Here is a 13,386-nt window from a genome sequence, read left to right as displayed (position 1 = left end):
CACCCGCCCCCTTCTATGCTGTCAGTCCGGTAAACTCAGACGAACTTGAGCGCCTTGACCGTGCGCACGCCTTGCAGGTCGCAGGCTTGCTTGAGCACGTCCTGCGGGACCGGGTTGTCGAGCGAGAGCAGCAGCACGGCCTCGCCACCGGCTTCGCGGCGGCCGAGGTGGAAGGTGCCGATGTTGATGCTGTTTTCACCCAGCAGCGTGCCGATGCGGCCGATGAAGCCCGGAGCGTCGGAGTTGACGATGTAGAGCATGTCGCCATCGAGATCGGCTTCGATGCCGATGCCGAAGATTTCGACCAGACGCGGCTGACCGTTGCCGAACAGCGTCCCTGCAACCGAACGCTCGCCTTGCGACGTGCTGACGGTGACGCGCACCAGCGTGCGGTATTCGCCTTCGCGATCATGGCGCACTTCGCGCACGTCCAGCCCGCGCTCCTTGGCGAGGAACGGCGCGTTGACCATGTTCACGGTGTCCGAATACTGGCTCATCAGGCCAGCAAGCACGGCGGCGGTGATCGGCTTCTGGTTGAGTTGCGCTGCGGCACCTTCAACTTCAATGGCGATCTTGGTCAGGTTGTCGTGCGCCAGCTGGCCTACCAGCTTGCCCAGCTTTTCGGCCAGCGCCATGTAAGGCTTCAGCTTCGGCGCTTCTTCAGCCGAGAGCGAAGGCATGTTGAGCGCATTGGTGACGCCGCCCGAGACGAGGAAATCGGCCATCTGCTCTGCCACCTGCAGCGCGACGTTGACCTGCGCTTCGTTGGTCGAGGCACCGAGGTGCGGGGTGCAGATGAAGTTCGGCGTGCCGAACAGCGGCGAATCCTTGGCGGGTTCGGTTTCGAACACATCGAGCGCGGCGCCCGCGACCTGGCCCGAATCGAGCGCGGCCTTGAGCGCGGTTTCATCGATCAGCCCGCCGCGTGCGCAATTGACGATGCGGACACCCTTCTTGCACTTGGCGATGTTTTCAGCCGAGAGGATGTTGCGCGTCTGGTCGGTCAGCGGGGTGTGCAGGGTGATGAAGTCTGCCTTGCCCAGCAGCGTATCGAGATCGGCCTTTTCCACGCCCATTTCGATGGCGCGTTCGGGCGTCAGGAACGGATCGAACGCAACGACCTTCATCTTGAGGCCGAGCGCGCGGCTGGCGACGATGGAGCCGATGTTGCCCGCGCCGATCAGGCCGAGCGTCTTGCCGGTGACTTCAACGCCCATGAAGCCGTTCTTCGGCCACAGGCCCTGCTGCGTCTGCGCGTTGGCTTCGGGGATCTGGCGCGCGAGGGCGAAGATCATGGCGATGGCGTGTTCGGCGGTGGTTATCGAATTGCCGAACGGGGTGTTCATCACCACCACGCCCTGCGCTGATGCGGCCGGGATATCGACGTTGTCGACACCGATGCCGGCGCGGCCGATGACCTTGAGGTTGGTGGCGGCGGCAAGGATTTCCTTGGTCACCTTGGTCGAGGAGCGGATGGCGAGGCCATCGTATTCGCCGATGCGGGCGATCAGCTGTTCGGGGGTTTCGCCGGTGATTACGTCAACGTCACAGCCCATTTCGGTGAAGATGCGGGCGGCGTTGGGGTCCATCTTGTCGGAAATGAGGACTTTGGGCTTGGTCATGTTTCGATCCAATCCGTGCGTCCCCGCGAAGGCGGGGACCTTGGTGTTGTTACGCGAAGGTGGTTCTGTGCCGAGGGAGGCCCCCGCCTTCGCGGGGGCGCAGTCTCGGAAAATCAGGCCGTGGCCAGTTCGGCCTTGGTCGCTGCGTAGGCCCAGTCGAGCCACGGACCGAGGTCAGCAATGTCCTCGGCGTTGACAGTCGCGCCGCACCAGATGCGCAGGCCTGCTGGAGCATCGCGGTATCCGGCGATGTCGTAGGCGGCGTCCTGCTTTTCGAGCATGGCGGCAAACTTCTTGATGAAGTCTGCGTCCGCGCCTTCGACCGAGAGGCAGACCGAGGTCTTCGACCGGGTCGCTTCATCGGCGCAGAGGTGCGAGAGCCACGAGCGTTCCTGCACGATCTTGTCGAGCGCTGCCGCATTGGCATCGCTGCGCGCCTGCAGGCCCTTCAGACCGCCCAGATCCTTGGCCCATTCGAGCGCGAAGATCGCGTCTTCGACAGCGAGCATCGAGGGGGTGTTGATGGTTTCGCCCTTGAACACGCCTTCAGCCAGCTTGCCTTTGGATACCAGGCGGAACACTTTAGGCAGGGGCCATGCGGGCGTATAGGTTTCAAGCCGTTCGACCGCGCGGGGGCCGAGGATCAGCACGCCGTGGCCGCCTTCGCCGCCCAGAACCTTCTGCCAGGAGAAGGTGGCGACGTCGATCTTCGACCAGTCGATGTCGTAGGCGAAGACTGCCGAGGTGGCGTCTGCGAAGGACAGGCCTTCGCGGTCGGCAGGGATGAAATCTGCGTTCGGAACGCGGACGCCCGAGGTGGTGCCGTTCCATGTGAAGAGCACGTCGTTCGACCAGTCGATCGCGTTCAGATCGGGGATCTGGCCATAATCGGCGCGCAGGATCGTGGGATCGATCTTCAGCTGCTTGGCCGCATCGGTGACCCAACCTTCGCCGAACGATTCCCATGCCAGCGTGGTGACGGGGCGCGCGCCCAGCATCGTCCACATCGCCATTTCGAAAGCGCCGGTATCAGACCCCGGAACGATGCCGATGCGGTGTGTATCGGGAAGCTGCAGCACTTCGCGCATCAGATCGATGCTGTACTGAAGGCGAGTCTTGCCGATCTTGGCGCGGTGTGACCGGCCCAGCGATTCGGTGGCGAGCTTTTCGGGGGAATATCCGGGCGGCTTGGCGCAGGGACCGGACGAGAAGAATGGGCGCGCAGGCTTGCGAGCCGGAATCGTAACAGACATGTAGTCTCTCCTTACAGAGAGCACGCGCGGCGTTGGGACCGCGTGGCCCGTCGGCCGCTCTAGTGGCGCGGCGGGATATGTCAAACTTTTGTTGGGTGGCCTTTCGGGTGGGGTGCCTTTGCCCACCCCTGCCCCCTCCCGCCTGCGGGAGGGGAATGCGGGTGTCGCGCTGTTTGGCTCCCCTCCCCCCTTCGACAAGCTCAGGATGAGCGGGAGGGGCTGGGGGTGGGCTTTTTCCCTTACTTCCCCAAAGTCTCCGCGAGCATCGCCGTGGTGCGGGCGCTCGACCAATCGTGCGCGCCGATCATGCGCCACACTTCCTTGCCGTCTTTGTCGTAAAGCACAGTCGTGGGCAGCATTCCGGTTTCGTAGTGGAAGCCGAGGTTGTTTTCGGGATCGAGCCAAGGTTCAAGTTTCCCGAACTTCTTCTCGGCATAGAAAGGGGCGACCTTGGCCGCGCCGTCGATATCCTGCGAGACAGTAAGGACGCGCAGTTTGCCCGCCTTGTCTGCCGCCAGCTTGTCGAGCATCGGCATTTCCAGCACGCAGGGGCCGCACCATGTGGCCCAAAGGTTCACCAGAACCGGCGTGCCTTTGAGGTCGGTGAGCTTCAGTGTCTTGCCCGAAGGGTCGGTCACACTGAAGTCCGGCATGGCCTTTCCGCGATTGGAAATGTCCAGCGTGCCATTGAATTCGCCCTTCGCGGTGCTTTCCGAAGGTGTGGCTGTCGTCTGCGGTTGCGAGTCGGGCGCGGCTTGCCTATCGCACCCCGCGACGGCGAGCGCCGCCATGAGCAGCAGCAATTTGGGCGAACGGACGGATATGAGCGGCAATTCAGGCTCCAACCAGATGTGGGGCGGGCGCTTCGCAGGCGGTCCCTCGGCGATCATGCGCGAGATTAACGCCTCGATTCCCTTCGACAAGGCGCTGTGGCGGCAAGATATCGCCGCGTCAAAGGCCCATGTGGACATGCTGGGCGCGCAAGGCATCGTTTCGGCGCAGGATGCGGCGCTGATTGCGGGCGGGCTGGATCAGGTGGCCGCCGAGTACGAAGCCAACGGGGTTCCCGAAAACTGGGACCTTGAAGACATTCACATGACCACCGAAAGCCGCCTTGCCGAACTGATCGGTGCAACAGCAGGCCGCTTGCACACCGCGCGCAGCCGCAACGATCAGGTGGCGACCGATTTCCGCCTGTGGGTGCGCGATGCGATGGATCAGGCCGAACTCGGCCTGAAGCAGTTGCAACTGGCGCTGGTGGACCGCGCGGGCGAACATGCGGCGTCGATCATGCCCGGCTTCACCCATCTGCAGACCGCGCAGCCGGTGACGCTGGGGCATCACCTGATGGCCTATTACGAGATGATCGGGCGCGATCGTTCGCGCTTTGCCGATGCGCGGGTGCGGATGAACCGCAGTCCGTTGGGCGCAGCCGCGCTGGCAGGCACAGGCTTTCCCATCGATCGCTTCCGCACGGCAGAGGCGCTGGGCTTTGACGGGCCGACCGACAACAGCCTCGATTCGGTGTCCGACCGTGATTTTGCGCTCGATTACCTGATGGCCGCCGCGCAGTGCTCGCTGCACCTCTCACGGTTGGCCGAGGAGTTCATCATCTGGGCGAGCCAGCCGTTCGGCTTCGTGACGCTGCCCGACAGCCTGTCGACCGGCAGCAGCATCATGCCGCAGAAGAAGAACCCCGATGCGGCGGAACTGGTGCGCGGTCATTCGGGCCGGATCGTGGGGTGCCTTACCGCGCTGATGATCACCATGAAGGGCCTGCCGCTGGCCTATTCCAAGGACATGCAGGACGACAAGCCGCCGGTCTTCGAAGCGGCTTCGCTGCTGGCGCTGTCTATTGCGGCAATGACCGGCATGGTCGCCGAAGCCAAGTTCCGCACCGAACGGATGCGCGCGGCGGCAGAGCTTGGCTATGCCACGGCGACCGACCTTGCCGACTGGCTGGTGCGGCAGGCCAACATCCCGTTCCGCGAGGCGCACCACATCACCGGAAGCGCAGTGAAGCTGGCTGAAAGCCGGGGCGTTGCGCTCGATCAGCTATCGATCGAAGACCTGAAAGCCATCGACGCGCGGATCGACGAGCGCGTCTATGCCGCGCTTTCGGTTGAAGCGAGCGTGGCGGCGCGATGCAGTCATGGCGGAACCGCGCCGGACGAGGTAAGGAAGCGCGTGGCTGAAGCGCGCGTGGCGCTGGGGCTGGAGGAATCGGCTTGAGCGTTTTGCGCACATCCCTGGCTGTTACGCTGGCAGCGCTCGCCCTTGGGGCTTGCGGCAACCGGGCCGAGCTTAAGCTGGCGCCCGATCAGACTTCGCCGCCAATCCCCTATGGGCGCGAGGTGCAGCCGGGTGCGGACGATCTGCTCAAACCTCCCGCGCAGGCGGTCCCTGCGCGCAATGTCGAGCCGCGTCGCCGCTCGCAGGATCGCGAAGACGATCCTTTTGATCTGCCACCTGAGGCTTGAGAATTTCCGATGGACCATTTTGAATTGAACAACGGCGTGCTCCACGCCGAGAACGTGCCCTTGCCGGTGATCGCAGCCGAGGTTGGCACGCCCGTCTATGTCTATTCGCGCGCCACGCTGACGCGCCACGCGCGCGTGTTCCGCGATGCGCTGGGCATCCTGCGCAATGCGAAGATCGCCTTTGCGGTGAAGTCCAATCCGAACCTGTCGGTGCTGAAAGTGCTGGCAGCAGAGGGCTATGGCGCGGATGTGGTTTCGGGCGGCGAGATGGAGCGCGCGCTGGCAGCGGGCATGGACCCGGACGGCATCGTGTTTTCGGGCGTGGGCAAGACAGCCGCTGAAATGCGCCGTGGGATCGAGGCCGGGATCGGGCAGTTCAACCTCGAAAGCGAGGAAGAAGGCTTGGAGCTTGCCGAGATCGCCGCGTCGATGGGCAAGGTGGCCTCTGCCGCGCTGCGCGTGAACCCCGATGTTGACGCCGGAACGCATGGCAAGATTTCCACGGGCAAGGCCGAGAACAAGTTCGGCGTTCCGTTTGACCGGGCAGCGGCCATCTATGCGCGGCTGGCGGGCACACCGGGGCTGGATATGCGCGGGCTGACGCTGCACATCGGCAGCCAGCTTTCGAAGTTGGAACCGCTGGAAGCCGCGTTCACCAAGGTGGGCGGGCTGATGGAAGAGATCCGCGCAGCGGGCCATACCGTCACCCACATGGATCTCGGCGGCGGGATCGGCGTGCCCTACAAGGCGGGCGAAGTGTTCCCGCAGCCCGAGGAATACGCTGCGATGGTAGCGCGCGTGACCGGCAACTGGGGCGTGACGCTGATGTTCGAGCCGGGCCGTGTGATTACGGGGAACACCGGCGTGCTGGTGACGCAAGTGATTCGCGTGAAGGAAGGCGCAAGCAACCCGTGGGTCGTGGTCGATGCCGCGATGAACGATCTGGCGCGGCCTGCGCTCTATGACGCCTGGCACGATTTCGTGGCCGTGGAGCCGAAGGGCGAGACTGCGGTCGCCAACATCGTCGGCCCGATCTGCGAAAGCTCCGACACCTTCGCGATGGCGCGCACCATCGACAAAGTGGAGCGCGGCGACCTTGCCGTGTTCCGCACCGCCGGAGCCTATGGCGCGACGATGGCCAACACCTACAATTCGCGGCCATTGGTGCCCGAGGTCATGGTGGATGGCGACAAGTGGGCCGTGGTGGCGGACCGCATCGACCCCGCCACGATCCTGGCCGCAGAGCGCGTGCCGGACTTCCTCAAGTAAGCCATGCAGTCGCTCCCCCTCTTCCACCGCATCGCGGGCCAGCCGGTGATCCTGCTGGGCGAGGGGGACGCGGCGCAGGCCAAGCAGCGGCTGATCGAACGCGCAGGCGGGGTGATCTACCGCGACATCGCCGCCGGGATCGACGACGGCGCACGCCTCGCCTTCATCGCGCACGACAATCCCGACATGGCGCAGGGCGATGCGATCCGGCTGCGCTGTGCAGGGCTGCTGGTCAACGTGGTCGACCGGCCCGAACTGTGCGATTTTACCACGCCTTCGATTTTGGACCGCGACCCGGTGCTGATTGCGGTAGGTACGGGAGGGGCCTCGGCGGGCTTGGCGAAGATCTTGCGGTTGCGGCTGGAGCGGTTGCTGCCGCAAGGGCTTGGCGCTTTGGCGCGTGCTTTGGAAGAGGCGCGCGACGGGATGCGGGCGCGGTGGGCCTCGGTGGCGGATCGCAGACGTGCACTGGATGCGGCGCTGGACGAGGGCGGGGAACTCGATCTGTTCCGGGCGGGGAGTGAGACGAAGGTGGCGAACTGGCTGGCATCCGGCGCGGAAGGGCAGTCGGGGCGGTTCGAGATTGTGCTGACTTCGAACGACCCCGAAGATCTTACCCTGCGCGCGGCGCGGCTTCTGGGGCAGGCGGATGTGTTGGTGCATGACGCTGGCGTAGCGCCGGAAATCCTGTCGCGCGCGCGGGCAGATGCGGTTCGTATGCTGGCTGGAGATCAGGTTCGTGAAGACGGGGTTGTCTTGGTGTTAAGATCAAAGTGACTATTATCGTCACTGAGTGATGCCGTTTCATGGGAGAAGTTGTTTGTCGATCTCGCTGCTCCCGCTGACCATTCTTAGCCAAACGTCCGGTATTGCCGAACCTGCTAATCCTGCTTCAAACCGATGTGTCGTATCGGGATATGCAGAATCGAGCTTCGAAGACCTGCGACCTTTTCCAAATGTCGCCTGCAATTACGACGTTGCCGAATTTCACAAGAGGCTGCTCTCGCTTTTTCGATGGCCAAAGCAGGGTCTTGGTATTGAGACGGTCGAGCGAGCATTTTCACTTCCGCACCTGAAGACCGCCTTTGATCATCCGCGCTCAGCAAGCTTTACCGCTTTTGTCTCAGGCGCTCCCGGCGAGAAAAGCTGGCGCGCCAGCATCAGCTATCACGAGAGCTTTTTCCCGACAGATGCGTGGCGTCGACCGCGATTTCGCGGCGCTGAACGACCTGTGCTCATAAACCCCTCCATTCGTGGGGAAAGGCGGGTAAATATCGTGTTGCACCCGGCTAAAGATAACAGCAGTGATTCAGCAGACTGCTTGGACATTGCCGCCGTCCGAGGCACGGCGATCCATCAAGGATGGTCCGAATCGAAATTTCGAATTCCAAACATGCCTTTACATGGCGGGCCAATAACATTGCCTCCTGTTCAGTTTTACCGAGGCAGGTGGTCGATAGACGTACAATTGGACCGCACAGACAAGTGCGTGACCGAGATCGGCTATCGATCAGAGGCTGATAAGGGCGCGAACTGACAGTCTACCCCTTCATCGCCGCCTGCAACTGGCTGATGATCACATGCGCCTGTTCCGGGCCTGAGCGGGGAACGAAATCCTCTGCGCGATCGCTGATCTTGTCCCAGTTTGCGGCGAAGCCATCGACGGTCTGCTCAGCCGGTGCAAGCAGCACGCCCTTGTTCATCGTCACCCACGTCGAGTGATAGCCGCCAGCGCCTGCGCCGACAATGGCGTTGGTGGGGGCGTCTTCCGAGACGAGGAACAGGGCGGCGGGGACGACGCTTTCGGGATTGAACAGCTTGAACGCTTCTTCGGGGAAGATGTCCTCGGTCATGCGGGTGGCGGCGACGGGGGCCAGCGTGTTGACCTTGATGTTGTTCTTCGCGCCTTCGAGGTAGAGCGTTTTGGCTAGGCCTGCGACGCCCAGTTTGGCCGCACCGTAGTTGGCCTGGCCGAAGTTGCCGAACAGGCCGGAGGACGACGCGGTCATCAAGATGCGGCCGTAGTTCTGTTCGCGCATCAAATCCCAGCAGGCCTTGGTGGCGAAGGCCGAGCCGATCAGGTGGACCTTGACCACCATCTCGAAGTCAGCCGGGTCCATCTTGGTGAAGCTCTTGTCGCGCAGGATGCCGGCGTTGTTGATCAGGACATGGACACCGCCCCAGCGATCTTTGGCCTTGGCGACCATTTCGACCATCTGTTCGTATTCGCTGACCGAGCCGCCGTTCGACATCGCCTCGCCGCCAACGGCCTCGATTTCCTCGACCACCTTCAGCGCCGCGTCGGAATGGCCACTGCCATCGCGCGATCCGCCAAGATCGTTGACCACGACTTTCGCGCCGCGCTTTGCCAGTTCAAGCGCATAGGCACGGCCAAGCCCGCCGCCTGCGCCGGTGACGATGGCCACGCGGCCTTCGAAGGAAATGCTCATGCCAGACACTCCACAGACACCCTAACCGGGCGTTTAACACGGGCGCAGCGATGCCATGCGTCGCAGCGCATGGCAACCGGTCAGGCGATGCGCTTTACCCAACCATGCGTGTCGGCAATCTCACCGCGCTGGATGCCCACGAGCTTGGCGCGCAGCTTTTGCGTAAGCTGGCCGGGGCCGCCGGATCCAATGGCGAATTCGCCGGTGTGGCTGGCAACCTTGCCGACCGACGTAACTACCGCAGCCGTGCCACATGCGAAGGTTTCGAGCAGCTTGCCCGAAGCGGCATCGGCCTGCCACTGGTCAAGGCTGTAGCGGCCTTCGCGCACGGTCAAGCCCTCTTCGGTGGCCAGCTTCAGCAGGCTGGAACGGGTGATGCCGGGCAGGATCGTGCCGGTGAGTTCGGGGGTGAGGATCGATCCATCGTCGAACACGAAGAACAGGTTCATGCCGCCCAGTTCCTCGACCCATTTGCGTTCTGCAGCATCGAGGAACAGCACCTGATCGTGCCCGCGCGAGAAAGCCTCAGCCGTTGGGACAAGGCTGGCGGCGTAGTTGCCGCCGCACTTGGCAGCGCCTGTGCCGCCGGGGGCCGCGCGCGTATAGTCTGAAACCCAGATCGAAACCGCAGGCGCGCCCGATTTGAAGTAGTTCCCCGCCGGGCTGGCGATGACCATGAACTTGTACTGCTTTGCCGGGCGCACGCCGAGGAAAGCCTCGCTGGCGAACATGAAGGGGCGCAAGTACATCGAGCCGCCTTCGACCGTGGGGAACCAGTCCTTGTCGGCCAGAACCTGCTGGCGCACGGCCTCGATGAACAGCTCTTCCGGCAATTCGGGCATGGCAAGGCGGCGGGCCGAGGCGTTGAAGCGTTCGGCGTTGGCTTCGGGCCGGAACAGCGAAATGCCGCCATCAGCTAGGCGATAGGCCTTCAGGCCTTCAAAGATTTCCTGTGCGTAGTGCAGGACCGCAGCAGCCGGATCGAGCGCGATCGGGCCGTAAGGAATGACGCGGGCATCGTGCCAGCCTTGCCCTTCGGTATAGTCGATTTCGACCATATGATCGGTGAAGGCGGTGCCGAAGCCGGGGTTTGCCAGCACAGCCGCGCGCACGTCCGCAGCAACCGGTGCCGGGTGCGGGTGGTGGGCAAAAGTGAGGCTGGTTTCGGCGGGCATCGCCATCGGGGCAGTCCTTGCGCTAGAATCGAAGATGCAGCGCCGTGAACTATTGTTGCGCGAAAGGCAAGTAGAATGTAATAAATGTGAAGGGCCGCGTCGGTCAGTCCGAAGCGGCCCTTCGCATGGTCAGCGGCCGGAAGTGCCGCCCACGAAGCCTCTATCGCTTAATCGAAACTCAGCGATAATGCCTCGCGCGGGACTGTACCGACCTCTGTGCTGAACCATGAGACATCGGATCACCTCCTTTCGCGCTGTTGAGCCTAAGCCGCAGCCTTGCAGGGCTGCTGAGCCGGGCAAATCATCTCTGCACCGACCTTGGTTTGAATGTGATTCATTCCCGCGCAAACAACAAGTCTTGCATGAAATTTTTTTGCCGTCACAATCCCGCCTTCGCAATTGCACAATAGGCGCGCCAGAAACGATTTTCAGGCCAACTATTTTCGCGGCACTATTTGCGGCAATCCTCCGTCACCCGTGCAACCTCCGGCCAAGCTGGAAGGTACAGCGTCGGCAGGCCGTTGATTTCGACGGTAAAGCGGCCTCGGCTGAAGGCCATCGCATCGAGCAGCCGGTCATTCGCGGGCAATGTCACCACCAGTTGCGGCGATCCTTGCGGTGCAGGCTCTGCTGAAAGCGGGCGGGTTTCGCTGGTGGTGGCCACTGTCATCGGCAACGAACGTTGCGCCGTGCCGGTGCGGATCAGGCTGACGGTGCGGGCCGCGCGGTTGCAGGTCATCGCAAAAAGGGTGGAGCCTGCCGAACCGAAGCGAGCGGTCCCGTTTTCATAACGCCAGTCCCCCGGCGTCTGCGGCGCATCGCGCCAATCCTTGAAAGCAGGCTGCGCCGATGGCGGCGGCGGCGGCGGCGGCGCGGGCCGTGATGTGGGCTGCGGCGCGGGCGGGGGCACCACCTGCGGCGCACTGCAAGCGCCCACCATCAGGGCGAGGGCACAGGAAAAAGCCGGGGCGAATTGCGCAGCGCGATTGATCTTCATAAGCCAGTTATGGAAGGAACGCGCCGTGACCTCAACCCGCCCCCCCAAACAGAAGATGCGCGTGGACCAACTGCTGGTCGAGCGCGGCCTTGTCGAAAGCCGTGCACGCGCGCAGGCGCTGATCCTTGCCGGCCTTGTTTTCACAGGCGAAACCAAGATCGCCAAGGCGGGTCAACCGCTTGCCATCGACGCTCCATTGGACGTGCGCGGGCGCGACCACCCGTGGGTTTCGCGCGGTGGGATTAAACTGGCGCACGCGATCGAACACTTCGCGCTTGATCCCGCAGGCGTTACCGCAATGGACATCGGCAGTTCGACCGGGGGGTTCACCGATGTGCTGCTGCAGGGCGGGGCCGATCACGTTTTTGCTGTCGATTCCGGCACAAACCAGCTGGCCTGGAAGCTGCGGCAAGACCCGCGTGTGACCGTGTTGGAGCAGACCAGCGCGCGTATCCTTACCCCCGGCCACATAGATCGTCCTGCAACGTGGGTGGTGTGCGATGCCAGCTTCATTGCGCTGCGCAAGGTGCTGGACGTTCCGCTGGCACTGGCGGCGCGGCCTACGCGTCTGGTCGCGTTGATCAAGCCGCAGTTCGAGGTCGGCAAGGCGGAAGTCGGCAAAGGCGGGGTGGTGCGTGATCCCTCGCTCCACCAGCGGGTATGCGACGAGGTGCGCGAATGGCTCGAAGGAGAAGGCTGGGCAGTGCAGGGCATCGTGCAAAGCCCGATCACCGGGCCGGAAGGGAACGTGGAATTCCTTATTTCTGCGGAACGATCCTGAGTTTTCCCCCGTTATTGTATCCATGCGGGATGACACGGGGATTGAGTTCGCATTGCGCAGGACGCTGCACCCCGCCAATATCCCGGACGAATCGCGCTTTTCACTTTGCGCCTAACCAACGGGTGACATGAACTACCTCGCTTCTTCCGGCCAGCTTCGCGCCAGCCTTCTGCGCTGGTCCCTGTTTACGGTGCCGCTGATCGTCGCACTCGGCTTTCTGGCCGGGCAGGCTGCGGGAAGCGGGCCGGGCAATCCGTGGTTCGATGCACTGGTAAAGCCAGCAATCTATCCCCCACCTGCCGCGTTCGGCATCGTGTGGTCGGTGCTTTACGTGATGATGGGCGTGTCCTTTGCGATGATTTTGTCGGCGCGCGGTGCGCGGGGGCGGGGTTTGGCGGCTGCGGCATTTGTGGTGCAGCTGATCCTCAACCTTGCATGGTCACCCACGTTTTTCGCCCTGCACCAGATTACCGGAGCGTTCTGGATCACCGTGGCGATGGCTGTGGCAATAGCGGTCACCGTCGTGCTGTTCTGGCGCATTCGCCCTGTGGCGGGGATGCTGCTTGTGCCCTATCTGGCGTGGGTCTGCTTCGCTTCGGTGCTCACATATGAATTCCTGCGCCTCAATCCCGATGCCGATGGCGCGTTTGGATCTTCCAGCACTGTGCGCGTGGAAATCTGATCACATCTTGCGGGGGGCGGCTTGCCTGCCCACATATCAGGTATAACCGCCAAGCAGGATCTTGCCCGATGCAGACTGAAAACCCGATGTTCGCCGATTTCGTCAAGCTGCTGAACAGCGCTGCAGGGACGATTGCCGGAATGGGCCGCGAAGCTGGTGACAGCGCGCGCGAAAAGGCACGCGAAGTGTTTGGCGGGCTGGACTTTGTCAGCCGCGAGGAATTTGACGCGGTGAAAGAGCTTGCCGCTTCCGCGCGTGAAGAAGTGGAAATACTGAAAGCGCGGATTGCCGCGCTGGAAGTGGCCGCCAAGAGCGAGTGAACATTCGCCAGCGGGAACCGCTCCGGCCATTCACGGATTGAACCTGCCGAAAGGTGCCCTTTCGGCGCGCTCGGGGAACGATCCGTGTTTACGCAACTCAATCCCACAATTCCCTTGCATGTGCTGGGCAAGGGCGATGGCTATGCAATCGGCATGATCGACTACGGTCAGGAGCACAATCTGATCTGGGTCACCGCGCTTGATGAATCGGGCGAAATCTGGTGCGCGCCCAACCACAAGGTTCGCCTTGGCAAGAATTGGACGATGGGGCGTGCAGAAAATCGCCTGATCACCGATGACAAGCGCGCGGCACACGAAGACAGCGACAAAGGCGAACGGGCAGAGGCGGCCTAACTC

Annotated in this window: 15 protein-coding genes; 9 read left to right on the top strand and 6 right to left on the bottom strand. The window is 62.9% G+C overall.

The genetic code is table 11. The features are described 5' to 3' along the window. Positions 1–35: 35 nt before the first annotated feature. From serA to Q8R81_RS08060, 3 genes are all read right to left on the bottom strand, one after another. Positions 36–1,622, bottom strand: a complete 1,587-nt coding sequence (gene serA / locus Q8R81_RS08070; protein WP_305616913.1) for a phosphoglycerate dehydrogenase — start codon at positions 1,620–1,622, stop codon at positions 36–38. Positions 1,623–1,735: 113 nt separating this feature from the next. Then, a complete protein-coding gene (locus tag Q8R81_RS08065) occupies positions 1,736–2,875 on the bottom strand; it encodes a phosphoserine transaminase (protein WP_305616912.1) in 1,140 nt (379 codons plus the stop codon). Positions 2,876–3,114: 239 nt separating this feature from the next. Then, positions 3,115–3,666 carry a TlpA disulfide reductase family protein gene (locus tag Q8R81_RS08060; protein WP_305616911.1) on the bottom strand — a complete coding sequence of 184 codons (552 nt, stop codon included), beginning with the start codon at positions 3,664–3,666 and terminating at the stop codon, positions 3,115–3,117. Positions 3,667–3,724: 58 nt separating this feature from the next. Here Q8R81_RS08060 and argH point away from each other — a divergent pair, with 58 nt between their 5' ends. From argH to Q8R81_RS08035, 5 genes are read left to right on the top strand one after another with little or no spacing between them, the layout of a single operon-like run. Beyond that, positions 3,725–5,107: an argininosuccinate lyase gene (argH, locus tag Q8R81_RS08055; RefSeq protein WP_305616937.1), complete on the top strand. Its 1,383-nt coding sequence runs from the start codon at positions 3,725–3,727 to the stop codon at positions 5,105–5,107. Further along, positions 5,104–5,355 carry a hypothetical protein gene (locus Q8R81_RS08050; protein WP_371135332.1) on the top strand — a complete coding sequence of 84 codons (252 nt, stop codon included), beginning with the start codon at positions 5,104–5,106 and terminating at the stop codon, positions 5,353–5,355. Before argH ends, Q8R81_RS08050 begins: the two co-directional genes overlap by 4 nt. A gap of 9 nt (positions 5,356–5,364) precedes the next feature. Beyond that, positions 5,365–6,624 carry a diaminopimelate decarboxylase gene (gene lysA / locus Q8R81_RS08045; protein WP_305616910.1) on the top strand — a complete coding sequence of 420 codons (1,260 nt, stop codon included), beginning with the start codon at positions 5,365–5,367 and terminating at the stop codon, positions 6,622–6,624. 3 nt (positions 6,625–6,627) lie between these two features. Then, positions 6,628–7,401, top strand: coding sequence for a bifunctional precorrin-2 dehydrogenase/sirohydrochlorin ferrochelatase (locus Q8R81_RS08040; protein ID WP_305616909.1), 774 nt, complete (start codon positions 6,628–6,630; stop codon positions 7,399–7,401). A gap of 43 nt (positions 7,402–7,444) precedes the next feature. Continuing rightward, on the top strand, positions 7,445–8,161 hold the full coding sequence (locus Q8R81_RS08035) for a hypothetical protein (protein WP_305616908.1): 717 nt from the start codon (positions 7,445–7,447) through the stop codon (positions 8,159–8,161). Between the two features lie 4 nt (positions 8,162–8,165). On the opposite strand, the gene Q8R81_RS08030 is transcribed toward Q8R81_RS08035, so the two are convergent. From Q8R81_RS08030 to Q8R81_RS08020, 3 genes are all read right to left on the bottom strand, one after another. Continuing rightward, on the bottom strand, positions 8,166–9,074 hold the full coding sequence (locus Q8R81_RS08030; RefSeq protein WP_305616907.1) for an SDR family NAD(P)-dependent oxidoreductase: 909 nt from the start codon (positions 9,072–9,074) through the stop codon (positions 8,166–8,168). Between the two features lie 80 nt (positions 9,075–9,154). Next, positions 9,155–10,255, bottom strand: coding sequence for a branched-chain amino acid aminotransferase (locus Q8R81_RS08025; RefSeq protein ID WP_305616906.1), 1,101 nt, complete (start codon positions 10,253–10,255; stop codon positions 9,155–9,157). Positions 10,256–10,700: 445 nt separating this feature from the next. Continuing rightward, positions 10,701–11,246 carry a hypothetical protein gene (locus tag Q8R81_RS08020; RefSeq protein WP_305616905.1) on the bottom strand — a complete coding sequence of 182 codons (546 nt, stop codon included), beginning with the start codon at positions 11,244–11,246 and terminating at the stop codon, positions 10,701–10,703. Between the two features lie 55 nt (positions 11,247–11,301). Between Q8R81_RS08020 and Q8R81_RS08015 the strand changes: the two genes are divergently transcribed. From Q8R81_RS08015 to Q8R81_RS08000, 4 genes are all read left to right on the top strand, one after another. Then, positions 11,302–12,027, top strand: a complete 726-nt coding sequence (locus Q8R81_RS08015) for a TlyA family RNA methyltransferase (RefSeq protein WP_305616935.1) — start codon at positions 11,302–11,304, stop codon at positions 12,025–12,027. Between the two features lie 127 nt (positions 12,028–12,154). Then, entirely contained in the window at positions 12,155–12,709 is a 555-nt protein-coding gene (locus tag Q8R81_RS08010) for a TspO/MBR family protein (RefSeq protein ID WP_305616904.1), read from the top strand. Between the two features lie 68 nt (positions 12,710–12,777). Then, a complete protein-coding gene (locus tag Q8R81_RS08005; protein WP_305616903.1) occupies positions 12,778–13,029 on the top strand; it encodes an accessory factor UbiK family protein in 252 nt (83 codons plus the stop codon). An 84-nt stretch (positions 13,030–13,113) separates the two neighbouring features. Continuing rightward, positions 13,114–13,383 carry a hypothetical protein gene (locus Q8R81_RS08000; protein ID WP_305616902.1) on the top strand — a complete coding sequence of 90 codons (270 nt, stop codon included), beginning with the start codon at positions 13,114–13,116 and terminating at the stop codon, positions 13,381–13,383. Positions 13,384–13,386 lie beyond the last annotated feature (3 nt).

This window comes from Novosphingobium sp. (genome assembly GCF_030696665.1).
Lineage (GTDB): Bacteria > Pseudomonadota > Alphaproteobacteria > Sphingomonadales > Sphingomonadaceae > Novosphingobium.
This window is presented reverse-complemented; position numbering and strand designations above follow the sequence as displayed.

Coding starts and splice junctions, on each gene's coding strand:
- serA (WP_305616913.1), bottom strand. CDS start 1,622: ATGACCAAGCCCAAAGTCCTCATTTCCGACAAGATGGACCCCAACGCC.
- Q8R81_RS08015 (WP_305616935.1), top strand. CDS start 11,302: ATGCGCGTGGACCAACTGCTGGTCGAGCGCGGCCTTGTCGAAAGCCGT.
- Q8R81_RS08020 (WP_305616905.1), bottom strand. CDS start 11,246: ATGAAGATCAATCGCGCTGCGCAATTCGCCCCGGCTTTTTCCTGTGCC.
- Q8R81_RS08025 (WP_305616906.1), bottom strand. CDS start 10,255: ATGGCGATGCCCGCCGAAACCAGCCTCACTTTTGCCCACCACCCGCAC.
- Q8R81_RS08065 (WP_305616912.1), bottom strand. CDS start 2,875: ATGTCTGTTACGATTCCGGCTCGCAAGCCTGCGCGCCCATTCTTCTCG.
- lysA (WP_305616910.1), top strand. CDS start 5,365: ATGGACCATTTTGAATTGAACAACGGCGTGCTCCACGCCGAGAACGTG.
- Q8R81_RS08010 (WP_305616904.1), top strand. CDS start 12,155: ATGAACTACCTCGCTTCTTCCGGCCAGCTTCGCGCCAGCCTTCTGCGC.
- Q8R81_RS08030 (WP_305616907.1), bottom strand. CDS start 9,074: ATGAGCATTTCCTTCGAAGGCCGCGTGGCCATCGTCACCGGCGCAGGC.
- Q8R81_RS08040 (WP_305616909.1), top strand. CDS start 6,628: ATGCAGTCGCTCCCCCTCTTCCACCGCATCGCGGGCCAGCCGGTGATC.
- Q8R81_RS08060 (WP_305616911.1), bottom strand. CDS start 3,666: ATGGCGGCGCTCGCCGTCGCGGGGTGCGATAGGCAAGCCGCGCCCGAC.
- Q8R81_RS08005 (WP_305616903.1), top strand. CDS start 12,778: ATGCAGACTGAAAACCCGATGTTCGCCGATTTCGTCAAGCTGCTGAAC.
- argH (WP_305616937.1), top strand. CDS start 3,725: ATGTGGGGCGGGCGCTTCGCAGGCGGTCCCTCGGCGATCATGCGCGAG.